This is a genomic window from Ruegeria sp. F5 (assembly GCF_056533845.1).
This window is the reverse complement of sequence record NZ_JBQFOU010000020.1, coordinates 35,548-60,632: the sequence shown is the minus strand read 5'-3', so window position 1 is coordinate 60,632 and position 25,085 is coordinate 35,548. Positions and strand designations below refer to the sequence as shown.

Sequence of the window (25,085 nt, the reverse complement as noted above, 5' to 3'; positions counted from 1 at the left end):
GGGGTGCCCGTCAGTCTGAGCTCATTGAAGCCAGATACTCGCCAAGCTTGTCAAAGGCCTGGTTCCAACCACCGGCACCAGCTGTGCCCTCTTCGACACCGATATGGACCATTGTCATCAGCGTTTTTCCGTTCGCCTCCGAGAGTTCAACAATGATCTCGGTGATGTCAGGAAAATCATCCGGCATTCCCATCGCCTGAGGTGCGATTAGGTTGCCATCCTCGTCACACATACTCTCGGTATAAACGAGGCGGCGCGGGCAAGTGACTTCCTTATATACGCCAGTGAACCACATTTTCATGGGTCGTTCGGCTGACGTCATTTCCATACAAACCTTACGCGTGCCGCCAACAACCACATCCATTTCTGCTACCGGAACGGACATACCGCGGGGTCCGTACCACGCACGAAACAGAGCCGGGTCAGTCCACATGTCCCATATAGTCTCAATCGGGGCATCAAACTCGCGCTCGATCTTCACCCATTTGTATTCCTCATTCATCGGGCGTTCCCTTCATTCCATTCAGAATTCTGTCCATTGCGTCGAAGCGAGCCTCCCAGATGAAGCGGTATTGTTCAGTCCAGCTTGCAACGGCCTCCAAAGGTTTTGTCTCCAAGGCACAGGGTCGGAACTGGGCTTCCTTCCCACGTGTGACGAGGCCGGCGGCTTCGAGCACCCGGATATGTTTGGAAATCGCAGGCAACGTCGCATCAAACGGTTCTGCCAGTTCATTCACCGTGGCTGAGCCTTGTGCCAAACGTGCGAGGATCGCGCGCCTCGTCGGGTGAGCCAATGCGGAGAAGGCAGCATCGAGTTGTTCATCGCCAATCATGACTTCATTATTAAACCAATCAGTTAATTAATCAACTGGTATAATTGAGGCCAACAAAGTCAACCATGCGGCTGTGCGTTGGGGGTACGGACTTGGCAGAAGAACCTGTCTTGTTCCGGCGTTGGTTAGCATGGTCTACTTCCGGTGACGAATGAACCAAATGAAACGCGCATTATGACATCCCAAAAACAGTTACTCATGAAGCTCCTCAAAGGTATCGAAACCGGCGATCCAGAGGCGGCCGCTGTCGTCAACGAAAGCAAGTATATTCAGCATAATCCACGTACTGGCGAAGGAAGCCCCGGACTGGCGGAACTATTTGCGCGACTCGCCAAGACAAACCCACGCGTCACCTTTTTTCGGGTCTTCCAGGATGGTGATTTCGCCTTTGCTCACAATGAATATGACTTCAACGGCGTGGAAGTTGCGTTAGAGGTATTTCGCTTTGAAGATGAGAAGGCGGTTGAACATTGGGACAATATTCAAGAGATCCAATCTCCGAATCCATCAGGCCGAACAATGCTGGATGGGGATACCGCAATTACAGATCTCGACAAGACCGAAAGCAATCGGGAATTGGTCCGGGACTTTGTCGAACGCGTTCTGATCGCACGGAATTTTGAGTCGATGGCTGCATATCTCGCAACCAACCTAATCCAACACGATCCTGGGATCGCTGACGGCATTGCTTCCCTTCGCGTTGCACTAGAAGAAGAGCAAAATGGTGAGCTTAGAATCGACCATCAGAAACTCCATCGTATCCTTGCCGAGGGAAACTTCGCCCTTTGCATGATTGAAGGCCAACGGGATGGACAACATGCTGGCTTATTCAGCCTGTTTCGACTTGCCGATGGCAAGATCGTCGAGCACTGGACCACGTGCACGCCCATTCCACCGCGCCATGAATGGAAGAACGACAACGGTAAGTTCTAGCAGGCACTGAAAAGACCGACGTGTTTCTTTCAGCGGTGAAAGAAGCCGTTTTTTGGGCTGAGAGCGGACTTAGATTTTGGACACTGTAGCGTAAGATTTGATGCGCTTTGTCGACTTTTGTTCAAGACACGACAATAGCCCGGTATTCTTCACACACTTTGCTCGGCGATCAGATCAAGCAGCGCATTTTGCCGACGGAGCATTTGTTCCAGTTCCGCTGCCATTGCTTCTTCTTGCACCTTGGCTTCACGAAGCTCGCCTTCGAGTTCAGCCACTCTTGCCGTTTCGCCCGTCGGGGTGCGCTCATAGAAGGCAATAAGTTCGAGAAAGAGAGCGGATTTAGGTTCTAGACCCATTAAATTTGTTGCTGTTGTCTCGTTTGCATGATTCAAGCCCCTGAGTTTCAGAGGTGTATCATGAGCAATCTATTCTGGCTGACTGACGAACAGATGGAGCGCCTTCAGCCCTACTTTCCGAAGAGCCATGGCAAGCCGAGAGTTGACGACCGGCGTGTTCTAAGTGGGATTATTTTTATCAATCGCAATAGGTTGCGGTGGTGTGATGCGCCTCGTGAATATGGGCCGCCAAAGACGCTGTACAATCGCTGGAACCGATGGAGCGATATGGGTGTGTTCGCTCGGATCATGAACGGACTGGCTGCTGGGAGATCGAGGCTATGACGCAGACTGGTTTCGCGAAGCCCTTAGTGAAAGGGGAATTAGGCCCTGCATCCCAGGTCGAAAATCACGCGACAAGCCCATCCGCTACGATAAGCGCCGATACAAGCGCCGTAACCGGATTGAGATCATGTTCGGGCGGCTCAAGGACTGGCGGCGTGTCGCGACCCGATACGACAGATGCCCCAAGGTCTTCCTATCAGCCATCGCGCTCGCGGCTACCGTTCTGTTCTGGCTGTAAATCAATGAGTCTGGAGCCTAAGAGGAGAAAAAAACATGCACTAGCGGCCAAATTGGACCAGTCAGATGAGGCTGCTTACAGGTTTCAGCAGATACCTCGTCCTAGAAAACGAGCCGCGTGAATCGGCCTGATGGATTTTGGCCTTATCTGACGTGAAGAGTTGGTTCTTCGTATTTGCCGGTAGTCAGGTAACGTTAGGTTGGGAGTACAATATGGAATTACCAGCACTGACGTACGAAATGATAGCCGTATTGAGTCTATTGTCTTTTACGGTCTTACTTTTTGTTACCGAGATTATACGGATCGATGTCGCAGCAATTCTCGTAATGGTGCTGCTTGGCGCACTGAGCTATCTACCGGGGCTGGGTAATCTTGCCGATGTCTCCAGGCTCTTTGAAGGTTTCTCCTCCAACGCTGTAATGTCCATTATCGCGGTGATGGTAATTGGGGCTGGGCTTGATAAGACTGGACTTATGTCAAAGGTCGCGGCCTTGATCCTCAAGAATGGTGGCACGACAGAGGCCCGGATCATCCCAATCATATCAACAACGGTTGGTGTCATTAGCTCCTTCATGCAGAATGTAGGAGCTGCTGCGCTTTTTCTGCCTGTTGTGAGCCGCATCTCGGCACGTACGGAAATCCCGATGAGTAGGTTGCTGATGCCCATGGGGTTTTGCGCGATCCTGGGTGGTACGATCACATTGGTCGGGTCATCACCCCTGATCCTGTTGAATGACCTGATTGTTTCAGCAAACTCATCCCTTCCGGCTGACCAACAAATGGAGACATTTGGGTTGTTTTCAGTCACGCCTATCGGTGTGATGCTGGTGCTGACAGGAGTGCTTTACTTTGTGCTCTTTGGTCGTTGGGTCCTCCCAGCGCAGCGGGAGCGTGGAGCAGACGCAAGCTCAGCCCGGTCTATGCAGACCTATGTCGAAAACACCTATGGGCTTAGGGCCGATATGTTCGAGATACGTGTTCCCGAAGGATCGATCATCATTGGGCAAACGCTCGCGGATCTAATGGTCGCCCACAACATGTATATTCTCGGCACATCCTATCGCGGCCACAAGGTCATCGCGCCGATGGCTGATACCGTAATCGAAGCGCCAGCACGCCTTGCAGTGCTTGGTCTGCGTCGGGTCGTTCAGCAACAGTTCGCTGAGCCATACGGGCTGGAGATTCTGCCACAGTTGGATGTCTTTGCGGATGATTTCGCCGCGACCCAATCGGGGGTGGCCGAGGTTGTTATTCCTCCCGGTTCTTCAGTGATCGGCCAGACTCCGATTGATTTGCGTCTCCGTCAGACACATGGTTTGTCTCTTTTGGCCATTCAGCGCGGAGAAGAAACACTGAGCCACGTTGAAACCGAGGATCATTCAGCCACGCATATCGGGCAAGTCCCTTTGCAGGCCGGTGATACGTGTGTGGTTCACGTGCAGTGGGACCGTCTAACACGACTGAAGTCGGACAGGGATTTTGTCGTCGTAACTTCGGATTTTCCCCAGGAAGAGTTACGGCCACACAAGGTCGGATGGGCGCTCGCCTTCTTCCTAGTAGCGTTGAGCTTAATTCTATTCTCTGATCTGCGCTTGTCATTGTGCCTGTTGATCGGCGCTATTGGGATGGTGTTGAGCCGGGTGCTCTCGATTGACGAAGCCTACGAGTCGATAAGTTGGAGTACTGTTTTTCTACTCGCTTCACTGATCCCGCTAGGTCAGGCGGTTCAGAACACTGGCACTGCGGATTGGATTGCAGCGCATGTGTTGGCCCTTCTGAAGGGGTGGCCGATCTGGTCGTTGCAAGCAGGAATCGCCGTTTTAGCAACGGCGTTCACGCTGGTCATGTCGAACGTAGGTGCAACTGTTCTGCTGGTGCCGCTGGCGGTTTCTATCGCCATATCGGCGGGTGGTAACCCGGCTGTATTTGCTCTCACCGTGGCAATTTCAACGTCCAACTCATTTTTGATCCCAACACACCAGGTGAACGCGTTGATCATGGGCCCAGCAGGCTACCGGGTGGTGGATTTCGTTCGCTCCGGTGGAATTATGACTCTCCTTTTCTTGGTTGTCTCAATGACCGGGCTTGCGATTTTCTTCTGATCCGCCTCTCGGCGATCCGTACAGATGAACTCATAATATAAGTTTGTGAGACCAAAATTTTTGGTGCGGATTCAAAACGTCTGCAAAAAGGGCCTCCTCCGCGAGGGACCGAATCAATGTGACCAACTCAACCAAACCTGAAGTCGGTATACGCTGGAACTGGACCGTTTTGGTTTTATCGATCACTGTTGTTGGACCAAGCCGTCGGCATTTTTGGAGAGTTCACGATGAAGTTCCTTCGTACACCGGACCATCGGTTTGACGGGCTGCCAGATTTCAACTTCGGCCCGAACTATCTTGATGTGGATGATACCGAGGGCGGTCTTCTCCGACTGCACTATTTGGACGAGGGACCGGCACAGGCACCACCGGTATTGTTGATGCACGGAGAGCCAACTTGGTGCTTCCTGTATCGGCACATGATTCCGTTATTCAAAGATGCGGGCCATCGAGTTCTGGCTCCTGATTTGATTGGGTTTGGACGGTCGGACAAGCCAACTGAGCGATCCGACTACACCTACCAACGGCATGTAGACTGGATGTCCGAGTGGTTGCGGAAAGTTGACTTGACGGGCATCTCATTGGTTTGTCAGGACTGGGGCGGACTCATTGGTTTGCGGTTGGTTGCGAGTATGCCCGAGCGTTTCTCTCGTGTTGTTGTGGCGAATACGGCCTTGCCCACCGGTGACGTGCCCTTGGGTGAGGCATTTCTTTCATGGCGGGAATACTCACAATCCGTACCTGAATTTAATTCGGGACGCATCGTATTCGGCGGCACGACATCTAAAATTTCAGAAGAAGAGGTCGCAGCCTACAACGCACCATTCCCGGATGCGCGCTATCTGGCAGGCGCTCGAGAGTTTCCAGTGTTGGTGCCCGACTCGCCTGACAATCCAGCTTCAGAAGCCAACCGGGCCGCATGGGAAACCCTCAAGACCCTCAACACGCCGTTTCTGACTGTTTTTGGAGAAGACGACGGGGTCATGGCGGGGGTAGACAAACTGTTCCAAAAGTCGATCCCTGGCGCAGTTGGTCAAAATCATACCGTTTTGCCTAAAGCGGGGCATTTCATTCAAGAAGATGCTGGGGCGGAGCTAGCAAACGCGACTTTGAAATTCATTGAGCAAACATAGCGGCTATCAGTTTAGTGTCTTCCCGAGCGGCCTCAACTCACACCAAATTTGCGACGCAAGTGCTCAGCCAAGGCCGTTATGCGACGTGGTTGGGCTCGGCTAGGCGGAAACATCATTTGCAAAGGTTTCGGCGGTGGCAGGAAGTCGCGCAAGACAGAAATAAGTCTGCCAGATCGAACATCGTCGCCGACATCCAGCTCCGACTTCAAGACGACCCCATGGCCTGCAATCGCCCAATCGCGGATGAGTGAACCATCATTGACTATTCGATTTCCCTTTACCGATACGCGTTGGGCATTTGCTCCTGATCCAAACTCCCAAACGTTGTCGATCATGTCGCCAAACCTCATGACCAAGCAGTTGTGGTTTAATAGATCTTCTGGTTTTTCAGGCGTTCCGAATGAGGTCAGGTAACTTGGGGACGCACATACGAAACGTTGGTAGTTCCCTAGATTTCGCAACCTGAGCGAGCTGTCTGTGATGTTGCCGAAACGAACGGCGAGGTCGAAACCCTGGCCCACAAGGTCGACATAGCCGTCCGAGAGGGACAGTTCGATTGAGACCGCAGGGTTCTCTTCGGTGAATTCGGCAATAACCTTGGAAACAATGCTGCGTCCCAAGTCAATCGGCGTGCATATGCGAATTGGACCAGACAGAGTTTCAGCGCCGTGCCGAACAAGTGTATCTAGGTCCGCAACCTCACTGAGTACGTTTCTCGCTCCGTCAGCGAGTGTCCGGCCTTCTTCGGTCAGGCTAATGGAACGGGTGGTGCGGTTGAACAAAACCACACCGTAATGTGCCTCCAGAGCGGCGAGCCGCTCGGACACTGTCGTGCTCGACATCCCCGTCTCGCGCGCCGCGGCCACAAGACTGCCTTTCTCGGCTATCGTCAGAAACAAGCGAAGATTGTCTAAAAGCATTAAACGGATTTTCCGGATTATATGTTCGAAAAAGTCCTATTTATCCCAAAAAAACGGCGGAGTAAATCTGGCACATCGCTCATAAACACAAGGAACCGAATCCAATGGCCAAGCTGACAATCGTCGCCAACATCATAGCCAACCCCGACAAGATCGACCTCGTAAAGGGTGAGCTGATCAAGCTCATCGACATAACCCGTGCCGAAGAGGGTTGCATTAACTACGACCTGCACCAGGACAACGACAACCCGGCTCATTTCGTGTTCTACGAAAATTGGGAAAGCCGGGAGCTTTGGCAAACCCACATGGGTGCTCAGCACCTTGCGGCTTATCTGGAAGCAACAGAGGGCGCCGTTGCAGAATTCACGCTGAATGAAATGACAGTCATCGGTTGATACAGAACGGGACAAAGGAGCACGTTATGAAAGCCGTTGGATACAGTGAGACAGGGCCTATTGATCGGGCGGACGCCTTAATCGACTTTGAGGCTGACAAACCGACGCCGAAGGGGCACGACTTGTTGGTGAAGGTGCAGGCGGTGTCAGTGAACCCAGTCGATACGAAAATTCGGCAAAAACGTGCTCCTATAGGTCCAGAACCTGATATTCTGGGGTGGGACGCAGTAGGGATCGTCGAAGCAGCCGGCGAAACGGTTGAGACTTTCAGTCCGGGAGATACAGTTTGGTATGCCGGGGCGATCAACCGACCGGGAACCAATGCCGAGTTTCATCTGGTGGATGAACGCATTGTCGGAGCCGCGCCAAAATCCATAACAGCGACAGCGGCTGCGGCGATGCCGCTTACGACGCTTACTGCTTTTGAGATGTTGTTCGACCGCCTGCGAGTCCAAGATACTGTTTCCGGCGGGACCAATACGTTGCTGGTTATTGGTGGCGCAGGCGGTGTCGGGTCAATCACCATTCAATTGGCGCGGGCTCTCACTGACTTGACGGTGATTGCCACTGCGTCCCGACCCGAGACACAAAACTGGGTTCGAGAGCTTGGCGCACACCATGTCATCAACCATGCGGAAACTTTCGGCTCACAACTCGAGGCTCTCGGTATCGAAAGTGTGGATTTCATCTATTCAACAAACCATTCCCAGCTCTATGCGTCTCAAGCTGGAGAGGTGATGACACCCCAAGGTCGCTTTGGGTTGATTGATGATCCTGAGGCCTTTGACATCGCGCAATTCAAACCCAAATCGATCTCGTTGCATTGGGAGTTCATGTACACGCGGTCGCTTTTTGGGACTGGAGATATGAATCGTCAAAGCGAAATCCTGAATCAGGTCGCCGTGTTGATAGACGATGGAAAGATCAAATCCACAGCAACCGATACACTTGGTAGGATCAATGCCACAAACTTAATGAAAGCGCATGCTATCCTCGAAAGCGGAAAAGCCAAAGGTAAGCTTGTGCTTGAGGGCTTCTAGATGAGAATAGAACGGCTGGATCATGTGAATATCGTGACGACCAGGTTGCTTGATATGGTGGCATGGTATGAAGAGATCTTGGGTTTAAAACCTGGGCCCCGCCCTGATTTCCCTTTTCCCGGAGCTTGGTTGTATGCGGGCGATCACGCCGTGGTCCACCTTGTGGGCCATGATGGAACGCCGAACGTTGGCTCTGAAGTGAAGCTCAAACTCGAGCATTTTGCGCTCTCAGCCACAGGCCTGAGCGAATTGGAAGAAAAACTGATTTCGTGTCGGATCCAGTATCGCAAAACTGACGTCCCGGGGGCTCGAATGGTGCGTTTGGTGCAATATCTACGCGATTTCGACATCCCTCTAAAAAGGTCACTGGATTACCATCTTCTTGCGGTTGAGAGCCTGCTGGGAGAGGAGATCGCGACATCTAAGCTTCTGGATCTATTGCCCGGAGGTAGCAATGACTCAGATCATTGGATCGGCGCTCTCCATTCTCCTTCACTGTCGCCCATTAACGAGCAGTGGAAGAGTGCAGTTCTTTTAGATCACGCCGGCTTATATGGCCTATATGGCGTTACACCTGATGAGATCAGCTTTGCCACACGCCGATCATGGATTGCTCATTTGCCAATTCGCCTGAGCGAATGGCGGCAGAAAGTGAATCTGGATCCGGAGTTCAAGAATTTTGAAGTAGTCATTAATCTCGCACTTTCGCGCCATACAATGGATTCCGGTATGAGTTTGGAGTCGCTTACTAGTGATGAAGAATCCGTGGAAGGCCAGGTGGATATTGGCTCGCTTTCGATTTTTGGTGGCATTTCCGAGGGGCGCATCCGAAACATACTGTCCAGCGGCGAAAGCTGTCTTGTAAAGGCCGAGCAGGGTGTAACTGCATCGAGTGCTGCTCAATGGCTTAAAGGTCGGAAGGAATACTACCCTTCAATTTGGGAAAAGCCGGATGACGTTACACCAACCTTGCCCAGCATAGATTTCGAAGATGAAGTGGTTTTCGTTCCGGTGGCTACCGATAACTCTTATTTCCACCCTCGTCTGGCTCGAGGCGGTAAATTCACAATTGGGGCCAAGGGGGAGGAGATTCAGTATGACACCTATGACGAAGCGCTTGCCGAACTTCAGAAGATGGCCACTCCGCGTTGGCGTCGACCAAATGGATCGGGAAACTGGGGCATCGTTTCCGGACGGGATTGGAAGAGAGTCGAGCGTCGCAAACTGCCCGTAACATAGTTTGGCGGGTTGGACGCTTCGTACTCAGCGTTCCGCCACTTCCTTGTTGTTTCTTAGCGGCAAGAAGTCAGAAACCACCACAATTGAACGGTAATGAAATCGCCGACCCGACTAGGCGGTTTCATCAAAACCAAACCTAGAGGGTAAGCATGGCACACCAACGGTGTTCCGACTGTCTTCGGACAGTCTATATGGATGATGATAGAGAAACAGACTACCCAGATGCTACTGGACTTTGTTCCTCTTGCGCGGAAGAACGGCAGCGGCAGGAAGAGGATTATTGGGACGACTAGAACCTGACATCACAGGTTGAGGCTATGTGTATGGAGTTTCATCAAAACTATACCGCCTTTTTAGTCCCCTGGTGTCTTTAGACGGGCGTCGTTTCAGGTTCATTGCCAATAACCGGTGGCAAACTTTCCGCAACCAAGTGTTGAAGCTTGCTAGCTTAGATGTACTTATAGCTGTAAGTCGCTGGCTTTGGGTCAGTTTTGCGAGCACCTAACGACAGAAGTCAGAGTGCTTTCGACTCGGAGTGCAGGCTTTTGGGCAAATCGTGCAAAATTATGCGCAAACGTCGCGCAAAGTTATGGGCGAGTACTCTTGAATTTCATGAATAAAATCAGTGACTGGAACGCAGCGTTATGCGCGTCTCTACAGCGGCCTTTTCGACCACTCCACAGCCAGTGAAACACATCATCAAGACGCTGCGTTGGTGCGCAAGATCATCAATTGCGCACCAACCTCCGCGTGATCAAATCACAGGTCTATGACTACTTTCCCGACTGCGGATCCATTCACTAGGTGGCTGTAAGCTGCGTCGGCACTGGTCCACCCAAACTGCTGTTTGTCCACAATTGGTTTCAGCTCTCCCGCATCCGCCATGTGCGCCATTTTTTTCAGGATGTCGCCATGGGTTTGCCGCCCGACATCGTGAATCATTGGGATCAGCATGAAGACGACGTGCAGGGACAGGCCTTTGAAATGCACGGGCGTCAAGTCGATCTCGACCATTGCAACCGTCGAGGCGACATGGCCATTGAGCCTGGCGGCTTCGAACGAGTTCGTCATATTCGGCCCGCCCACGCTGTCGAACACCATATCGAAGCCAACACCACCGGTATGCGCGGCCACATAGTCCTCGACTTTTTGTGTTGTGAAATCCAGGGGACGCGCGCCGAGACCTTCGAGCAGGGCCATCTGATCCGCACCGCGACCTGTTGCGGACACGGTGGCGCCAAGATGGCGCGCGATTTGAACGGCGACATGGCCAACACCGCCGGCGCCACCCTGAACCAGCACGGTCTGCCCTTCGCCAACTCCGGCGCGGGTCAGGCCTTCGTAGGCGGTTATACCGACGAGAGGCAAGGCAGCGGCTTCGCGCATGCTCAGCGTCTTGGGTTTGTGCGCAATCAGGCGGGCATCCGCGTTGATAAATTCTGCCAGAGTGCCCGGCAGGTCCATCAAACCACCGGCGCAGCCATACACCTCATCGCCTATGGCAAAACCTGTCACGCCGTCGCCGATTGCGACGACCGTGCCGGCAAAGTCCATGCCAAGCAGGGCGGGCAATGCGGGGGACAGGGACAGGTCCGCGCCCATGTTCCGGATCATTGTGTCGACTGTGTTGACGCTGGTCGCGGCCACTTTGACGACCACATGCCCGGATGTTGCGACCGGGTCGGGCATTTCGGTAAGCTCGAACGGCGCGTCGGGGCCGTAGGCGTTCAGTACCATTGCTTTCATTGGGGTATTCCTTTTTGTGACATCGCGGCAGGGGCGCGTGGCAGCAACGCGCACCTGACGAGATCATTGGGTTGGGAGTAGTTCAGTTGATGTCCTGCACCTGCATCACCAGATCGCTCCAGTTGCGCTGGTTTTCGATGTCGTGTTCCAGGCCTTGGTCATCCGCGATTTGGAAACGTTTGACCGCCGGTGTCTTGCTGGTGGCCTGATACAGCCAATAGGCTTCGGCCTTCAGCGCCTCATCAATGGGTTTGTCGATGGATTCGTAGACCATCTGCTTGCAGGCATTGATCGACTCGGACGGGAATTTTGCGATCCGTTCGGCCAACGCCGTCACATATGGGCCAATTTCATCCGGCTCCAGGGCCTTGTTGATGGTGCCCAGACGCTCTGCATTATCCGCATCGTAGTCTTGCGCGCTCAGGATGATCTCAAGCGCTTTGCCCAGACCGGTCTGGCGCGCCATGCGCGAGGCGCCGCCGCCGCAGGGCAGGATGCCCATGCCGACCTCCATCTGCATGAATTTGTACTTGCCCCGCGCGGCAAAGCGCATGTCGAGCGCCAGGGCCAATTCGTGCCCGCCGCCGCGCGCAAACCCTTCGAGCTTTGCGATGGTGGCCTGTGGCACTTTGCTGATCCGTTCGCATACCGATTGCAGGTCCAGAAGCTGCGCATCCTCGCGGGATACCGGCTCGGTCGACATGTCCTTGAGCAGATCGGTGTCGTAGTGGCAGACCCAAATCTCCGGATTGGCGGATTGAAAGATCACGACCTTGGTGTCGCGGTCCCGCTCCAGCCGCATGGCCAGACTGTTGAGATCGGCCAGCATTTCCTGGCCCTGCACGTTCACGGCGCCAAAGTTGAACGTCACCGTGGCGATGCCGTTTTCCACAGCTACGTCAAAGGTTTGAGAGTTTTCGTATTTCATCAGGCAGTCCTTTCTTGGGCCCCAAAACGCGGCAGGCGTGCGGGGGTGGGAAGAGGTAAAGGTGGATGTATATGGCGCTGTCGCGCCGTGTGGGTCAGCCGGTCTGGCCGATCAGGCCTTTGATGGTGCCCATGACCTCGGCAACGTGGCTTTCATCCAGTGCAGCGGCATGCGGGTTCGCAAAAGCGCCGCTGTCATTGTCGAAATAGGCACCTGACGCGCCGGCGAACCGTTCGCCCAGGGCCGCATCGATCAAAATATCGGCGCCAATGTTCACGTCGTTCCCGGCAACGCCAAAACCCTCTTGCACCATTTTCGAAGCCAGAAGGGATCCGGGATTTACCGCAACCATCACCGGCAAATCGGAGTGCGATTTTACCCATTCGCGGGTCCAGATGGTGATCGCCAGCTTGCTTTGGGCGTAAGCGTCCATATCCGCCAGCGGCACATTGCCCTGCATGGCCTTTATGTTGACCGGGGCCTGAGCCGCGGATGACAGGTTCACAACGCGCCCGTCGGCGGGGATGATCGGCAGCAGCAATTCGGTCAGCAGATATGGCGCAAGCGTGTTGACCACAAAGCGGATGTCCTGCCCGTTCGCAAGCACGGTTTGCGGGGCTTTCAGCACCCCTGCGTTGTTGATCAGCACATCCAGTCGGTCATGATTGGCCGCTACGCTTTCGGCCAGTTCCCGAACCGCCGACAGATCGCTGAGATCGGCGGCATAGGTTTCGACATCGCCGCCGACGGCGGCGGCCGCGCTTTCCAATTTCGGCAAACTGCGACCATGCAAAAGCACTTTGTGCCCGTCGACTGCCAGTTTCTGCGCCGTGAGCAAGCCAATGCCGTCGGTGGAACCTGTAATGAGGATGGTTTTGGTCATATATCTGTTCCTTCTAGGAAAAGTCGGGCAGCACAGTGTCCGCCAGATGTTCGAGGGTTGCATCGATGGGAGCCTGATTGAACCGTAGGTTCAGGGCGACGTGATTGACCCCGAGCGTTTCTATTTCACGCAGATAGCTGCGCAGGAAATCGGTGCCGGACTGAAACCCAAGGTGGATCGGGTGCGGAGGTGCGGCGGGATCAGCAGCGACATCGACGTAAAGCGATTGCATGACAGGCTTGTCCGGTTGACCCGCCTCTTTCACACGCCGCCGGTACTCCGCGATGACCTGGCCCTGAGCCGCCGCGTTGCGCGGATAAGTCATCCAGCCGTCTCCGTTCTGCGCCACCCAATCGGGTGTTTGCTGGCTACCCCCGGTGATGAGCACCGGCAGGCGCGCGCCATGCGGCTTTGGCAACAGGTCCATCCCGCCGGACAGTGTGCCCTGCGCACTTTCATGCCTGGGATAGTCCGATTCAACCGCGCGGATATAGTCAATGCTGTCGCGGAACCGCGCCCCGCGGTCATCATAGCTGTGGTTCATCGCCGGATACTCTTCGGGCCGATCACCGGAGGCAACGCCCAACAGCAACCGCCCGCCCGAGAGCACATCTGCCGTCGCTGCCGCCTTGGCGACATGTGCCGGGTGGCGCAGTGGCAGGATCACGCTGGATGTTCCAAGCGCAATCCGGTTTGTCGCTGTTGCCAGCGCACCCAGATAGACAAACGGATCGAAAACCTGTCCGGGATCCCCGAAGCTGGGGACATTGAAGGGCACATCGCGCAACCAAAGGGCCGCAAACCCAAGGTCCTCGGCCCGCCGCGCCGCGTCCAGATGATCCTGCAGCGTCGGTGCGGCGCCAACGGCGTATGTTTCGAGCGGCAACACAAGGCCAAGGCTCAGCCGCCCGGGACGAAACACCCGGTTATAGGCCAGGTTGATCTGAGTAAACTCAGCGGGCTGCATTTCATCCAACATGTCTCGGGCCCCCTTTAGTAGCGCACCAAAGTGCGGCTCTCGACGCTTTTGCGAATAGTGGTGAGGTCTGGATCCTCGACCATATCGAGCGCGCTATGCGCGATCGACGGCAGGCCGTGATTGTCATAGATGTTGAAGATCGCGACCTCGTCCGGTGTCATCCTGGATTGATAGATCCACTCATGCTCGGGATTGCCCACCAGCCCCATGATTTGTCCCTTGCGGTCGGGATAGATCAGGTCCAGCAGAATCCAGTCGGACGGATCAACAGACGACGGGCGGACAAAGCCAAGGGGCGCTGAATTGATTGTCTCACCCACAGGGCGCCAGACATTGACAAAGGCATAGTGACCTTGCGCCCATTCAGCCGCAGTCTCGGCCCCCAACAGATCGACAAGGCGTCGCTCGGCCCCGTCCTTGCTGTAGTCGCTGTGCACGTTACGCGCAGGTTTGCGCGTCGCATCAGGGTCGTCCATCCGAACGGTGTGATCAAAAATCACAACCTCGCCCACACCCAGCCTGCGCCGAAGCAACGCTGTCAGTTCCGCATCATATGTCTGTTGCCAGGCGTCACCTGAAAAGTCCCGGACCTGCGTTGCCAGCGACGTGAATTCGACAGCATCAGATGCAAACGAGACCGACGCGGTCGTCGCACGGTTGTCTGCCAGCGCAACGGATGCCGGGGCCAGTTCGGGGGAAATCAGGTTCCCCGCAATCCCGCCTGCATCCAGTTCAAAGGCTTGCCTGTAGGGCTTGTGAACATGGTAGTTGACTGTGGCCGTCCGTGTCATTTGCCCCTCTTGCATAGGCTCTGTTGCGGTCATGAATAGGGATGTAACTTCAAACGAATTGCAGATAAACTGCCGGATAGTGGGTTCATAATTCGGGTTTCACATATAATGGGCCTAGACACAGACGCGCTCCGATTGTTCGTGAAGGCGGCGGAAATGCTGAATATCAGCGGGGCAGGGCGTGCCTTGGACATGGCCCCGGCCGTTTCGAGTGCAAAGCTTGCCAAGCTGGAACAGAATCTGGGGTCCGAACTCTTGCACCGCACGACGCGCAAAGTGTCGCTGTCTGTCGAAGGTGCCGATTTCCTGCCCTTCGCCCGCGAGATTATCGCGCAGGAAGAGGCCGCACTTGCGGCCCTTGGCAAGCAGACCACATCGATCAAGGGCACTTTGCGGGTCGCCGCGCCCAGCACTTTTGCGCAGCTCTACATCGCGCCGATCCTGCCGAAGTTTCTGCAAAATCACCCCGACCTTACGCTCGATCTGCGCCTGTCGGATGTGCAGTTCGACCTTATTGAAGGAAGCTACGACCTTGCACTCAGAAACGCGCCACTGTTCGACACCAGCCTGAAGGGCCGAAAGCTGGCCGATGACCGGCGTATCCTGTGTGCCGCCCCGCGCTATCTGGAAATCTACGGGACACCTGAAACCCCCGCTGATCTGGCAAATCACCATTTGATCGCCTTCCAAAATCGCCAACCCCGCCCACTGACCGGACCTTCAGGCGAGACGGCGGTTTTCGACCCTGCAGGGGCCAGGGGTCAGTTGATTATCGACGACGGCCAAAGCCAGGTCCAAGCCACGCTGGCCGGGGCCGGTATTTCCCTGAACGCGTTATGGAGCGTGCATGATCAACTGAAATCAGGCCGTCTGACACGGGTTCTGCCGAGTTTTGAGGCCGAGAAAGGCAATGTCCTGTGGCTGATCTATCCCAAGTCCAATGTGCTATCCCCCAAGGTGCGGGTGTTCATCGACTTTCTGATCGCAGAGATCGGCGCAAAGCCACCTTGGGGAATGTGACCGAAGAGAAACCGCGCGGGGGAGCGCTTCCCAAGCGGGGTGACAAGCCGCCCAAGTATTCCTCAGAATCCTTAAAGCTGAGATCCGATTGGTAAAATGCTTAGAAACCCGGCAACGATGTGATCCCAGGTCGATCCTGTCGGCTCGGATTGATATTCAAGAATGGTGCCATCATCGCCTCTGGTCGTCCATTTAAGCTGACCAGCTTGTTCCAGCGTTACGTGGTAAGTGTATGCCGGTAGCGCGTCATCCAACGCACCCATGGTCTGTGCGGTCAATGCCGGCGAGTCGATCAGTATTCCCATCTCGGTGTTGATGTTGACGGACCGCGGGTCCCAGTTGAACGATCCCACGAACAGGTATCGGTCATCGACCGCGAACGCCTTGGAGTGCAGGCCCGATCTGGACTCAGCCCAGTTGATACCGCGACGTTGCACTTGATACGCGTCGGGCCGCAGTTCGTAGAGTTCTACTCCACCGCGCAGAAGTGCCCGCCGTTTCTTGGCGTAATGCGCGTAAACGGGTGCGACGTCGTTGGATGCCAGCGAATTGGTCACGACTTTTACGTCGACGCCGCGTGCCTCCAGTTCGGTCAGCCATTTCACACCGTTGTTGCGCGGTACGAAATAGGCGGACACGATATTCACTTCGCTGCTGGCATTCTCAAAATACGGAAGCAGTTGAGATGCAAGAATGGGGTCTGAATCCCCAAGACCGGCGGCTTTTGAAGGCGGATCAGCATAAAGTTTCGCTGGAAGCCAATCCAGTGACAGGGCACCGTCGGCAAAGTTCTCTTGTGCCGACTTTCTGAGGGCCGTGCCGTACTGCGTTTGTTTCGCGTCCTCGACCAGTTCATTCAGCCTGCTTCGCTCATCGCCAAGGTCAAAGTCTTCGGGTTCACCAACGACCACGCGCGCCGGAACGGCGAACTCGCTGTTCCAGTAGGCGTCAAAGCTATGCGATACTTCGCGTACAACGGGGCCTGCGGCCAGCACATCCAGATCGGCATAGTTCATTTCTTCACGGGCCAGAAAATACTCGGCACCGATGTTTCGCCCGCCCACAATCGTGAATACGTTGTCTGCGGTCATGGACTTGTTGTGCATTCTGCGATTGATGCGTTTGAAATCCGTCAGACCCGCAATCAACAGGCTTTGGTCCCGCCAGAACGGATTGAACAGCCTGATTTCAATGTTTTCGTGATTGTCCAATGCTGCCGTCATCGCGTCATAGCCGGACGTATCCATGTCATCCAGCAACAGCCGGACACGAACACCCCGATCTGCGGCCTGCAAAAGACTGGCTGCGAAAAGGTGGCCGGTGGGGTCGTCGTGCAGAAGGTAGTATTGCGCATCTATAGTCCGCTCGGCCGCAGCGGCCATCAACAGCCGTGAGACAAGCGCTTCTTCGCCATCACTGATCAGCCTGACGCCTGACCGACCGTCTTTGGGGTCCCCAAGACGGTTGGCCGCCTGACCCAGCGATGTGCCAGAATGGGCCGGCAGCGCAGATGATACCGTCTTTTCATAGGTGCGGGTTTTAGGGGCGCAAGCGGCAACAGCCAGCGCGCACCAGACACAAACCACGAATTTCCATCGCACCATAGGCGTCCTCCAACCCCGTGCCCTAGGTGACTACGCGCAAGCACGCGAATGCAAGTTTGTTCTATGAAGCCTTGGGTTGTTTCGTATCTCAGTGGTGATTTCGCAAACTCCACACCCGCCGCGCTGTCGGTTCGCGATTTTGACGCAACCCCAATTCAAACGTACTCTGGCAGAACCACACGGTTTGCAGCCAGTTTCCGCGTTCCAGACCTCTCGGGTCAGTTAAAGGGATGCTCTCTGTTTCAAGGAGTTCAGGTGCTTGACCCGTCGCGATACCGACCCACCTTTCTGATGCAGATTTCAGGAGCATCCCCAGTGTTTGCGAGGACCATAGCCTTACTGATCTGCGCCGCGTCTGCCCCGGCCATGGCATTGCAGCTTCGCGAAACCGGGCGCTACGCGCTCAATCAGCCCGCAAGTCTCGACTACGACCCGACGTTTTGCGGGTTGTGGATCGCAAACGAGGGGCCCGAGGCAATTCTTGTTACCTTACAAGGGGATGAGTTGCGCCGCATATCCAGCGATCTCTTCCGGATCAAGGCAGTTGCCGTTGAAGGGGATCACTTGTTGCTGGGCGATGGTCTTGGCCGTCTTCAACGTGTCACCAAGGACGGATCGCGCCTGGGCGCACCTTTTGAACTGGAAGGTGGCTTCGCAGACACCGAAGGGATCGCGATCAACGCCAAGGGGCAGATCGTGACCGTAGAGGATGACCCCGAACGGTTGTCCTGGTTCACCTCAGAGGGTGTTCTGACGGCGAGGTTGGATACCATGAAACTGTCTCCTCCGTTAAGTGAGGCGCAGGGCATCGCGATCGATCCGCGTACCGGCCACATGCTGATTGTTGATGACTGGGAAGGGTCAAACAGCCTGTACGAATTCACCGCAGATGGCCGGCTGCTTGCCCAGCAAAGCTTGCTGCAGTTCGGAACCGACCCGGAAGGCATCGCCATCAGACCGGGATCCAACCAACTGTTCGTGGCCTTCGACGGTGGCGCGAAGATTGTGACATTCGACTATACGCCCACCTTGCCCGCAGGATCACCGCCGCTGCCCCCGGGCGCAGATTGCATGATGTTCTGAAAATTTGGCCTCGTGTTGCGACTGAGGCTGGTTTTGCCTAGTCCCGTTCGCTGTCCAAGGCTTCGCGTATGAGCGTCAGATCAGGCAGCGAATTGTGAAATGGACCGGGCCCAAGTTCGGACAAAACCGGACCAAGGGCTTGCGACATCTGCCCCATGCAAGCGTTCAGAAACTCCGCGCCTTGCGGGGTCGACCGGGCAATTTTTGAGCGCTTGTCCCTGGGGTTGGCCTCAAGGGTGATCAGCGCATGATTTTCAAGGCTGGCGAGCATATGCGTCATCGACGTTTTGGGCACTTGAAACGCGTTCGAAAGCTGCAGCGGAGTTTCCCCCTCGGGGCGCCGGACCAAATGGCCCAATATGCCAAATTGGGTTGCCGTCATTCTGCCAGGCAAGAACGCTTCAAGCTTGGTCGAGATCAGCTGATTGATGATCCCGACCTCGGTGAAGAACCGGTAAACTTCCTTGGTCTCGTCTTCAGACGTCATTCAGAATTCGTGTCTCCAGCGGCCAGCGGGGTGTGGCAATTGGTTCGGGCCCATACCCCAAACGCAGCAACATTTGCACTGTGTGGCCGGGCGAGGCAAGAAGCTCATGTGCCAGAGCGTATTCCTCTGCCATCTCGGGATATTCCTGAAGGGCCTGACTGACCGGATGAACGCCCAGGCCCATTTCGGTTGTTTTCAGGTAGAAGCGCATCAACCGGCGCCCGGCATCAAGCTGATCCTTTCGCGTGTTGGTGGCGGTCGTGAGGACGGCATAATGTGGCGTTGCGTCCAGCATGGCGAAGTAACCGCGCATATGTGACTGAGTGCCCGGGTGATCGACGTTCATCAGGGTCTCATTGTCCAGAAAACCGGTAAGTCGAAGCGTTTCCAGTATGGGATCGCGCAGTTCGATCCCGTCCGGATTGGCGTTGATTTCCGCCTTGCCGATGCGCATCAGATCGACGGATTCCTTAAGGGTCTGCGGTGTACGCATTTCGATCTCAAAGGCACGTTTTGTCAGGTCTCGAATACGGACCACCAAATCGTCGTCGGTAATCAGGGTGGCATAGTTGCCAAGCGCAGACATTTCGGCGGCCGAGAGGCGCTGTTCTTTGTACGGTTCCTTGTTGGAATGCCGGTTGAGGATTTGAGCCGCGAGCGGGTCGGGTGCGCCACCCGGTACAAGCACTGCCTCAGCAACAGGCCCGTCATCCCCTTCCGGCAGCAATGTGAGTTTGGTATCAAATCCCTGAGCACCAGCTGCCAGGACCATCGTCTCAACAAAGGCGCCGAGGCCAATATAAAGCTGGCGATGGAACGGATCGGTTTCGGGAAGCTCGCGATCAGTGTCACGGTGGATGCGCAGCTTGTCCTGCCCGGCCAACTCGACCAGCCAAGGTTGCAGGTTGTGCGGGTTGGGGGCGAGAATTGCGTAAGACAACGCGGTTTTGCGCGGGTCGTCATAGGGTTTTGGCGTCCAGGGAGCCAGGGCGCGATGGGGCGTACGGGTCGAGAGGAACCCAACCGCGCCCGTTGCCGCCAGAATTGTGCCTCCGCCCAGAATTTTGAGAAAACGTCTTCTGTTCGGCATCTTGAATCTCCATTAGTACGATATCGTACTAAATAATGCGAAATCGTACTAAATCAACCCCTATGGGTGTTTTGAGTGTTTGAGTGACGCGGAGAAACGAAAATCAAAACAGCCGGGCGCCCTTCGCGGGTGCCCGCTTCCGACACGTATTGGGGATACCGAAGAGGTCGAAAATAAGCTGTTATTTCTACGGCTTAAAGATAGGGTACGAAAAAATCAGAGGCTATTTAATCGATGCTTTTCGAGTATCCCGCAAAGCATGGCCTTGGCTTGCAGCCTGTGTTCGCGATGGCGTTCACGGGCGACATCCGGTCGGCCTTCCCTGATCGCCTGGAAAACGACGCGGTGATCTTCATTGGATTTGACGGGCAGGGGTCTGATGAACAGCGTCGTTGCGCGCGCGCGGCGTACCTGGTCGCTCATCATCGCGACAATCGCTTCGACCCGTTTGTTACCGCCCAACCGGACGAGTTCCTGATGAAAGAGCTCATCGGCCTCGGCCCAGGCTTCCAGGTCTTCGGTTTCGATGGCTTGATCCATTCGTTCGATTGATCCGGCAAGTACCGCCAGTTCATCTTCTGAATACCCCGCTTCGGCGGCGCGCTGCGCGGCAAGGCTTTCGAGTTCCGTGAGTATGTCGTAGATTTCGCGCATGTCGTCCGATGAAACGGGCAGTATCCGCACACCTTTGCGGGGCCGCATTTCCAGCAACCCCTTGCTTTCCAACATCAGCGCAGCTTCCCGTATCGGGGTGCGGGACATGCCCAGAGTTTCGGCGAGTTCCGATTCCAGATGGTCGGTCCCGGCCGCAAGCTCGCCGGACAGGATCATCCGCCGCAAGTCCCTGACAGCGCGCTGTGTATTTGAAAGAGATTTGGTGTCCTGATCCTTCACGGCGTCTCCAGCTTGATCTTTCGTCCCTCCGCAGCCGAAAGATAGATCTTCTCTTCGATGCGGATCACGTCCAAATAATCGCGGGCCGTGTTTTCCAGCGGCGTGCCCCGTAGAAGGCCTGAAACAACGTGACTTTGCAAGGCGTGGACGCAATCTCCGCCAAATCCATCATGATCGCTTGCAGGCAGAATCTGCTGTCGCGCCTGTTTTCCAAAAGCGCGGAGTTCTACGGAACCGTCACCGTTCAGAACCAGCGATCCTTCCGTTCCTTCGATAAGTGCCTCGCCCATGGTTTGGCGCAGGTCTTCCGCGCTGTGGTCAAGGCATCTGTTCCCATCGAACAGGGTTTTCAAACCGTTGGGGTGGTCAAACAGGATGTAGCCTGCGTCTTCGCCCGCGATCACGGGGTTCACTTGACGCAGGTCCGCGTAAACGGCGCTGGGCGCACCGAACAAAAACCTGAACGTATCTACCCAGTGAACCGCCGTTTCGTGAACAAGGAAACGCGGCATATCCTGAAAGTACGGTTGGCGGTCAAGATAGGCATGCGGCCCCTGTCCGTCGCCGGGCCGAAGCCGGAATGTCGCTTGCAGAGGTGTTCCAATCCGACCCTCGGCCAGTGCCTCTTTGATTGCGCGATACCAGGGTTGAAAGCGAAAATTCTCATGCACAATGATAGTTGCCCCGGCGGTTTCAGCCTCTGACGCGATCTTCTCAGCTTCGTCCAGAGATTTGCAGAACGGTTTTTGACAGATCAGCCACTTGATGCCTGCGTGCAGTACCGTTCGGATGGCGTCAGCCTGTGCCACGGGTGGAAGGATGATGTCCACGAGATCCGGTTTTTCCACCTCCAGCATTGTCGACAGATCATCATAAGCCGTCAGTCCTGTTTCTTTCGCCTTGTTGATATCACGGTTGCAGGATGCCACCGGAACGGCGCCGGGCATTCGGGACCAGCTTTCGTAGTGAAACCTGCTGAAATATCCCGCACCCACACAGGCGACTCTTATGGTTTGTTCAGTAGTCATGCTCGCAACGCTTCCAACACTGATGAAGCCGCGTCCTGCGTTCCGGCCGTGCCCCCCAGGTCGCGCGTCAGGTTGTGGCCATTTGTCGTCACCTTTTCCACGGCCTCGCGCAACCGTGCGCCGTCCTTGGACAGGTCTGGATGATCATGGGTCAAACCCAACCACTCAAGCATCATTGCCGCAGACAGGATCATCGCAAAGGGGTTGGCAATCCCCTGTCCCGCAATGTCCGGAGCAGAGCCGTGGCAGGGTTGGAACACAGCGTGGTTCAACCCGATATCCGCGGATGGAGCCAGTCCAAGACCGCCCATAAGACCCGCGCCAAGGTCGGACAGGATGTCTCCGAACATGTTCTCGGTCACCAAAACATCGAATTCCCAGGGCTTCTGGACCATCCACAAAGCGGTGGCATCAACATAGGCATGATCCGCCTGCAATTCGGGATGGCGGGCGGCTTCCGCGTCAAACATCGATCTGAAGAATGCAAAGGCGCGGAACACATTGGCTTTGTCGACACATGTAACCCGTCCCCGTCCCCGCCCGGAAGTCTTGCGGTTGTTGGCGAGTTCAAACGCGAAGCGGAATAGCTTTTCAGAGACCTCGCGGGTGATCAAAAGGGTTTCCCGCGCCTCGTCTTCCGTGACTTCACCCGTGCCTTGGGTGAAAAACAAACCTTCCGTGCTCTCGCGGATCAAGACAAAGTCGACCTCTTTTCCGTTCGGAAGCGACAAGGGGGTCGTTTGTCCGCTGCTTACCTTTACAGGACGCACGCCGGCAAACAGGCCAAGCTGCTTTCGCAGGTCGATCTGCGGTGAAATCTCGGTTCCGTCCGGGTAGCGCACATCCGGCAATCCCATTGCAGACAGCAGTATCGCGTCTGCCCTGCGTGCCATTTCAAGGGATCCCAAAGGAAACGATTCTCCGGTTTTTGCGTAGTGCGAGGCGCCTGCCGGTGCGTCCATGAACGTCAGATCGTAGCCGGGATTGTTGCCGGAGAGCTGGCACAGGATTTCAAGCGTAGGGGCCATTATTTCAGGGCCGATTCCATCCCCGTGGAACACTGCGACATCGTATGTCTTTTTCATTTTCGCCCGCTTCCTTCCCGTTTCGCCTTCATAGCGCGATCGCAGCTTTCACTACAGTCCGTTGACAATGCATTCTTTAATGTATACGCAAATAAATGCAATAAGAAACGCGAAGTTGTTTTGGGAGGACTTGGAAATGAAACTCAAGCTAGGGCGGTTGGCGGCCGCGGCCGTGATGGCGACCGGGATTGCAGGGGCTGCTGCCGCGCAGGATTACCCCTATCGGGATATCACCACAGCCGTGGTCTGGGGGGCCGGTGGCGGCACCGACACGATCAACCGGATGATCATGGCCGAGATGGAAAAGCACCTTCCGGTTTCGATCAATGTGATCAACCAGACAGGCGGTGTCGCAGGCTCCAACGGTATGGTCTATGTCATGAACCAACCAGACGATGGCTATACATTGGTTGGCCTGTCCGAGTCGAACGTCACCGCTGCAGTGCAGGGTGGCTGGGACAAGAAATTTGATTTTTGGTATCCGTTTATTGTCGGCGGATCGCCTGATCTGATCTCGGTCCCGGCGGACAGCCCTTACAATACGCTGGAAGAACTGGTCGACGCCGCCAAGGCTGCCCCGGGCACTATTCCAGCCGCGGCATCCGGGGCGGGGTCTATCCACCACCTGAACCTTCTCGCAATCGAAAAGGGGTCCGGGGCGGAGTTCAAGTTTGTTCCGTACAAAGGCTCGGCACCGGGGCAGGAAGCGGCGATCGCGGGCGAGGTTGCGCTGGTTGTAACGTCGCTGGCTGAACAGGCCCCCTTGATCGAAGGCGGTCAGCTGAAACCGCTTGCGATGCTGACGCCGGAAGATGCGCAAATCGCAGGAGCCACGGTGCCATCTGCCTTTGGCATCTATGACGGTCTCGATCAGTATCTGCCGCTCAAACAGGCCATCGGATTTGCCGTTCACAGTTCCGCCGGAGATGACGTGAAGGCCGCGCTTGGCGATGCGTTCGAGCAGGCGATAGCATCCGACACCGTCGCCGAATGGGCCGCGGCAAACAATTACGATGTCGGCGGTCAGCACGGCGAAGAGGCGCAGGAACTGTTTGCGAACCTCGAGGCGACCTTTGCCTATACCCTGCAGGATCTGGGCGCTGCCACGGTCGATCCGGCCTCGCTGGGTATCGAGAAGCCCTGATCCGATCAATTTTGAAAGGGCGCGCCTGATCGCGCCCTTTCCTGCAGGAGGGCGGCAATGGACAAACCTGACGAAACACAGGTCATGCGCGCGCGCGACTTTTGGGCCGCGATTGTTCTGACAGCAGTGTCGGTCTTTTTCCTTTGGAAGACGTTGGACATCCCCCTTTGGGGTGAAAACCGCGCAGGTGTAAGCGGGTCGGACTGGTACAACTCGGCTGCAATTGTACCGTTGTTCATCTTCGGTGGACTGCTTGTCCTGTCCTTCGTTTTGCTGGCCATTTCGATCCGCTCGGGCGGAGCCCAAAACGCGCTGAGCACTCTGGGGATCGGATGGGACAAATCGGAAGCCTATCGAGTTTCAACAATCGGCCTGATCCTGCTTGCCTATGTCGTCGGGCTGGTGCCCCGGGTGGACTTCATACTGTGCTCGGGGTTGCTGATTACAGCTTTGACCTACGGCTACTACGGCGGCCATGCCCGGCGGGCTTTGGTGGCCTGTATCGCAGTTGTCTCTGCCGGACTATTTGCGTTTGCCGTTTTTCCCGCGCAGGCGGACTGGAACGCACATGGTGATGATTGGTTTACATTGGCCTTATGGGTCGCACTGACACTTGTGGTGCTGACCAAAGCGGCTTCCGAACGCGTTTTGCGGTTCGTTCCATTGGTCGCGATGCTGGCACCGCTCATCCTTGTTTGCGCGATGGCCTTTGTCTTCCGGCAAAACGTTCCCGCGCGCGGCGGGCTGATCTTCAAACAAATCGAATACCACTACTACGTGACGCTTCGTCCGCTATGGAAAGACTGACCG

25 protein-coding genes and 1 pseudogene are annotated in these 25,085 nt (G+C 55.5%); 11 read left to right on the top strand and 15 right to left on the bottom strand.

What is annotated here, in order from left to right:
* Positions 1-10 precede the first annotated feature (10 nt).
* Together ACR0K1_RS21705 and ACR0K1_RS21700 are read right to left on the bottom strand one after the other, a co-directional pair.
* Positions 11-502: an SRPBCC family protein gene (locus ACR0K1_RS21705; protein WP_480851854.1), complete on the bottom strand. Its 492-nt coding sequence runs from the start codon at positions 500-502 to the stop codon at positions 11-13.
* Entirely contained in the window at positions 495-833 is a 339-nt protein-coding gene (locus ACR0K1_RS21700; protein ID WP_480616759.1) for an ArsR/SmtB family transcription factor, read from the bottom strand. The genes ACR0K1_RS21705 and ACR0K1_RS21700 overlap by 8 nt, the downstream gene beginning before the upstream one ends.
* Before the next feature lie 198 nt (positions 834-1,031).
* On the opposite strand from ACR0K1_RS21700, the gene ACR0K1_RS21695 reads away from it, so the two are divergent.
* A complete protein-coding gene (locus ACR0K1_RS21695; protein ID WP_480851853.1) occupies positions 1,032-1,766 on the top strand; it encodes a nuclear transport factor 2 family protein in 735 nt (244 codons plus the stop codon).
* Positions 1,767-1,915: 149 nt separating this feature from the next.
* On the opposite strand, the gene ACR0K1_RS21690 is transcribed toward ACR0K1_RS21695, so the two are convergent.
* A complete protein-coding gene (locus tag ACR0K1_RS21690) occupies positions 1,916-2,122 on the bottom strand; it encodes a hypothetical protein (RefSeq protein ID WP_480851852.1) in 207 nt (68 codons plus the stop codon).
* A 60-nt stretch (positions 2,123-2,182) separates the two neighbouring features.
* Here ACR0K1_RS21690 and ACR0K1_RS21685 point away from each other — a divergent pair.
* From ACR0K1_RS21685 to ACR0K1_RS21675, 3 genes and pseudogenes are all read left to right on the top strand, one after another.
* Positions 2,183-2,684, top strand: a pseudogene (locus tag ACR0K1_RS21685) (transposase).
* Between the two features lie 212 nt (positions 2,685-2,896).
* Positions 2,897-4,786, top strand: a complete 1,890-nt coding sequence (locus ACR0K1_RS21680) for an SLC13 family permease (RefSeq protein ID WP_480851851.1) — start codon at positions 2,897-2,899, stop codon at positions 4,784-4,786.
* A gap of 188 nt (positions 4,787-4,974) precedes the next feature.
* Positions 4,975-5,919 carry a haloalkane dehalogenase gene (locus ACR0K1_RS21675; RefSeq protein WP_480851850.1) on the top strand — a complete coding sequence of 315 codons (945 nt, stop codon included), beginning with the start codon at positions 4,975-4,977 and terminating at the stop codon, positions 5,917-5,919.
* 32 nt (positions 5,920-5,951) lie between these two features.
* Here ACR0K1_RS21675 and ACR0K1_RS21670 read toward each other — a convergent pair whose 3' ends face one another.
* Positions 5,952-6,839, bottom strand: coding sequence for a LysR family transcriptional regulator (locus tag ACR0K1_RS21670; protein WP_480851849.1), 888 nt, complete (start codon positions 6,837-6,839; stop codon positions 5,952-5,954).
* A gap of 104 nt (positions 6,840-6,943) precedes the next feature.
* Here ACR0K1_RS21670 and ACR0K1_RS21665 point away from each other — a divergent pair, with 104 nt between their 5' ends.
* From ACR0K1_RS21665 to ACR0K1_RS21655, 3 genes are read left to right on the top strand one after another with little or no spacing between them, the layout of a single operon-like run.
* Positions 6,944-7,234: a putative quinol monooxygenase gene (locus ACR0K1_RS21665; RefSeq protein WP_480851848.1), complete on the top strand. Its 291-nt coding sequence runs from the start codon at positions 6,944-6,946 to the stop codon at positions 7,232-7,234.
* A 26-nt stretch (positions 7,235-7,260) separates the two neighbouring features.
* A complete protein-coding gene (locus ACR0K1_RS21660; protein ID WP_480851847.1) occupies positions 7,261-8,274 on the top strand; it encodes a zinc-binding alcohol dehydrogenase family protein in 1,014 nt (337 codons plus the stop codon).
* On the top strand, positions 8,275-9,513 hold the full coding sequence (locus ACR0K1_RS21655) for a VOC family protein (RefSeq protein WP_480851846.1): 1,239 nt from the start codon (positions 8,275-8,277) through the stop codon (positions 9,511-9,513).
* A 759-nt stretch (positions 9,514-10,272) separates the two neighbouring features.
* On the opposite strand, the gene ACR0K1_RS21650 is transcribed toward ACR0K1_RS21655, so the two are convergent.
* The 5 genes from ACR0K1_RS21650 to ACR0K1_RS21630 form a co-directional block, all read right to left on the bottom strand.
* Complete coding sequence (locus ACR0K1_RS21650) at positions 10,273-11,259, bottom strand: zinc-dependent alcohol dehydrogenase family protein (protein WP_480851845.1); 987 nt, start codon at positions 11,257-11,259, stop codon at positions 10,273-10,275.
* Positions 11,260-11,341: 82 nt separating this feature from the next.
* The gene (locus tag ACR0K1_RS21645) at positions 11,342-12,187 is read right to left on the bottom strand and encodes an enoyl-CoA hydratase/isomerase family protein (RefSeq protein ID WP_480851844.1); all 846 of its coding nucleotides are present in this window, start codon (positions 12,185-12,187) and stop codon (positions 11,342-11,344) included.
* A 94-nt stretch (positions 12,188-12,281) separates the two neighbouring features.
* Positions 12,282-13,070 carry an SDR family NAD(P)-dependent oxidoreductase gene (locus tag ACR0K1_RS21640; protein ID WP_480851843.1) on the bottom strand — a complete coding sequence of 263 codons (789 nt, stop codon included), beginning with the start codon at positions 13,068-13,070 and terminating at the stop codon, positions 12,282-12,284.
* A gap of 13 nt (positions 13,071-13,083) precedes the next feature.
* Complete coding sequence (locus tag ACR0K1_RS21635; protein WP_480851842.1) at positions 13,084-14,049, bottom strand: TIGR03571 family LLM class oxidoreductase; 966 nt, start codon at positions 14,047-14,049, stop codon at positions 13,084-13,086.
* Positions 14,050-14,063: 14 nt separating this feature from the next.
* Positions 14,064-14,840, bottom strand: a complete 777-nt coding sequence (locus ACR0K1_RS21630) for a CmcJ/NvfI family oxidoreductase (protein WP_480851841.1) — start codon at positions 14,838-14,840, stop codon at positions 14,064-14,066.
* A 108-nt stretch (positions 14,841-14,948) separates the two neighbouring features.
* Between ACR0K1_RS21630 and ACR0K1_RS21625 the strand changes: the two genes are divergently transcribed.
* Complete coding sequence (locus ACR0K1_RS21625) at positions 14,949-15,860, top strand: LysR family transcriptional regulator (protein WP_480851840.1); 912 nt, start codon at positions 14,949-14,951, stop codon at positions 15,858-15,860.
* A gap of 71 nt (positions 15,861-15,931) precedes the next feature.
* On the opposite strand, the gene ACR0K1_RS21620 is transcribed toward ACR0K1_RS21625, so the two are convergent.
* The gene (locus ACR0K1_RS21620; protein ID WP_480851839.1) at positions 15,932-17,464 is read right to left on the bottom strand and encodes a phospholipase D family protein; all 1,533 of its coding nucleotides are present in this window, start codon (positions 17,462-17,464) and stop codon (positions 15,932-15,934) included.
* 366 nt (positions 17,465-17,830) lie between these two features.
* Between ACR0K1_RS21620 and ACR0K1_RS21615 the strand changes: the two genes are divergently transcribed.
* Positions 17,831-18,547: a hypothetical protein gene (locus ACR0K1_RS21615; RefSeq protein WP_480851838.1), complete on the top strand. Its 717-nt coding sequence runs from the start codon at positions 17,831-17,833 to the stop codon at positions 18,545-18,547.
* Positions 18,548-18,584: 37 nt separating this feature from the next.
* Here ACR0K1_RS21615 and ACR0K1_RS21610 read toward each other — a convergent pair whose 3' ends face one another.
* The 5 genes from ACR0K1_RS21610 to ACR0K1_RS21590 all read right to left on the bottom strand — a co-directional run bounded on the left by ACR0K1_RS21610 (position 18,585) and on the right by ACR0K1_RS21590 (position 23,131).
* Positions 18,585-19,034: a MarR family winged helix-turn-helix transcriptional regulator gene (locus ACR0K1_RS21610; RefSeq protein WP_480851837.1), complete on the bottom strand. Its 450-nt coding sequence runs from the start codon at positions 19,032-19,034 to the stop codon at positions 18,585-18,587.
* Positions 19,024-20,124, bottom strand: coding sequence for an Acg family FMN-binding oxidoreductase (locus ACR0K1_RS21605; protein ID WP_480851836.1), 1,101 nt, complete (start codon positions 20,122-20,124; stop codon positions 19,024-19,026). Before ACR0K1_RS21605 ends, ACR0K1_RS21610 begins: the two co-directional genes overlap by 11 nt.
* A 216-nt stretch (positions 20,125-20,340) precedes the next feature.
* The gene (locus tag ACR0K1_RS21600) at positions 20,341-21,018 is read right to left on the bottom strand and encodes a GntR family transcriptional regulator (RefSeq protein ID WP_480617017.1); all 678 of its coding nucleotides are present in this window, start codon (positions 21,016-21,018) and stop codon (positions 20,341-20,343) included.
* Positions 21,015-22,046, bottom strand: a complete 1,032-nt coding sequence (locus ACR0K1_RS21595; protein WP_480851835.1) for a Gfo/Idh/MocA family protein — start codon at positions 22,044-22,046, stop codon at positions 21,015-21,017. The genes ACR0K1_RS21600 and ACR0K1_RS21595 overlap by 4 nt, the downstream gene beginning before the upstream one ends.
* A complete protein-coding gene (locus ACR0K1_RS21590; RefSeq protein WP_480617019.1) occupies positions 22,043-23,131 on the bottom strand; it encodes an isocitrate/isopropylmalate dehydrogenase family protein in 1,089 nt (362 codons plus the stop codon). The genes ACR0K1_RS21595 and ACR0K1_RS21590 overlap by 4 nt, the downstream gene beginning before the upstream one ends.
* A gap of 136 nt (positions 23,132-23,267) precedes the next feature.
* Between ACR0K1_RS21590 and ACR0K1_RS21585 the strand changes: the two genes are divergently transcribed.
* Complete coding sequence (locus ACR0K1_RS21585; protein WP_480617020.1) at positions 23,268-24,275, top strand: Bug family tripartite tricarboxylate transporter substrate binding protein; 1,008 nt, start codon at positions 23,268-23,270, stop codon at positions 24,273-24,275.
* Positions 24,276-24,332: 57 nt separating this feature from the next.
* Positions 24,333-25,082 (top strand): hypothetical protein, encoded by a 750-nt coding sequence (locus tag ACR0K1_RS21580; protein ID WP_480617021.1) that lies wholly within the window; start codon positions 24,333-24,335, stop codon positions 25,080-25,082.
* Positions 25,083-25,085 lie beyond the last annotated feature (3 nt).

Coding starts and splice junctions, on each gene's coding strand:
- ACR0K1_RS21595 (WP_480851835.1), bottom strand. CDS start 22,046: ATGACTACTGAACAAACCATAAGAGTCGCCTGTGTGGGTGCGGGATAT.
- ACR0K1_RS21615 (WP_480851838.1), top strand. CDS start 17,831: ATGGCATTGCAGCTTCGCGAAACCGGGCGCTACGCGCTCAATCAGCCC.
- ACR0K1_RS21580 (WP_480617021.1), top strand. CDS start 24,333: ATGGACAAACCTGACGAAACACAGGTCATGCGCGCGCGCGACTTTTGG.
- ACR0K1_RS21640 (WP_480851843.1), bottom strand. CDS start 13,070: ATGACCAAAACCATCCTCATTACAGGTTCCACCGACGGCATTGGCTTG.
- ACR0K1_RS21630 (WP_480851841.1), bottom strand. CDS start 14,840: ATGACACGGACGGCCACAGTCAACTACCATGTTCACAAGCCCTACAGG.
- ACR0K1_RS21655 (WP_480851846.1), top strand. CDS start 8,275: ATGAGAATAGAACGGCTGGATCATGTGAATATCGTGACGACCAGGTTG.
- ACR0K1_RS21625 (WP_480851840.1), top strand. CDS start 14,949: ATGGGCCTAGACACAGACGCGCTCCGATTGTTCGTGAAGGCGGCGGAA.
- ACR0K1_RS21620 (WP_480851839.1), bottom strand. CDS start 17,464: ATGGTGCGATGGAAATTCGTGGTTTGTGTCTGGTGCGCGCTGGCTGTT.
- ACR0K1_RS21635 (WP_480851842.1), bottom strand. CDS start 14,049: ATGTTGGATGAAATGCAGCCCGCTGAGTTTACTCAGATCAACCTGGCC.
- ACR0K1_RS21590 (WP_480617019.1), bottom strand. CDS start 23,131: ATGAAAAAGACATACGATGTCGCAGTGTTCCACGGGGATGGAATCGGC.
- ACR0K1_RS21705 (WP_480851854.1), bottom strand. CDS start 502: ATGAATGAGGAATACAAATGGGTGAAGATCGAGCGCGAGTTTGATGCC.
- ACR0K1_RS21665 (WP_480851848.1), top strand. CDS start 6,944: ATGGCCAAGCTGACAATCGTCGCCAACATCATAGCCAACCCCGACAAG.
- ACR0K1_RS21695 (WP_480851853.1), top strand. CDS start 1,032: ATGAAGCTCCTCAAAGGTATCGAAACCGGCGATCCAGAGGCGGCCGCT.
- ACR0K1_RS21680 (WP_480851851.1), top strand. CDS start 2,897: ATGGAATTACCAGCACTGACGTACGAAATGATAGCCGTATTGAGTCTA.
- ACR0K1_RS21605 (WP_480851836.1), bottom strand. CDS start 20,124: ATGCCGAACAGAAGACGTTTTCTCAAAATTCTGGGCGGAGGCACAATT.
- ACR0K1_RS21650 (WP_480851845.1), bottom strand. CDS start 11,259: ATGAAAGCAATGGTACTGAACGCCTACGGCCCCGACGCGCCGTTCGAG.
- ACR0K1_RS21690 (WP_480851852.1), bottom strand. CDS start 2,122: ATGGGTCTAGAACCTAAATCCGCTCTCTTTCTCGAACTTATTGCCTTC.
- ACR0K1_RS21700 (WP_480616759.1), bottom strand. CDS start 833: ATGATTGGCGATGAACAACTCGATGCTGCCTTCTCCGCATTGGCTCAC.
- ACR0K1_RS21645 (WP_480851844.1), bottom strand. CDS start 12,187: ATGAAATACGAAAACTCTCAAACCTTTGACGTAGCTGTGGAAAACGGC.
- ACR0K1_RS21660 (WP_480851847.1), top strand. CDS start 7,261: ATGAAAGCCGTTGGATACAGTGAGACAGGGCCTATTGATCGGGCGGAC.
- ACR0K1_RS21585 (WP_480617020.1), top strand. CDS start 23,268: ATGAAACTCAAGCTAGGGCGGTTGGCGGCCGCGGCCGTGATGGCGACC.
- ACR0K1_RS21670 (WP_480851849.1), bottom strand. CDS start 6,839: ATGCTTTTAGACAATCTTCGCTTGTTTCTGACGATAGCCGAGAAAGGC.
- ACR0K1_RS21610 (WP_480851837.1), bottom strand. CDS start 19,034: ATGACGTCTGAAGACGAGACCAAGGAAGTTTACCGGTTCTTCACCGAG.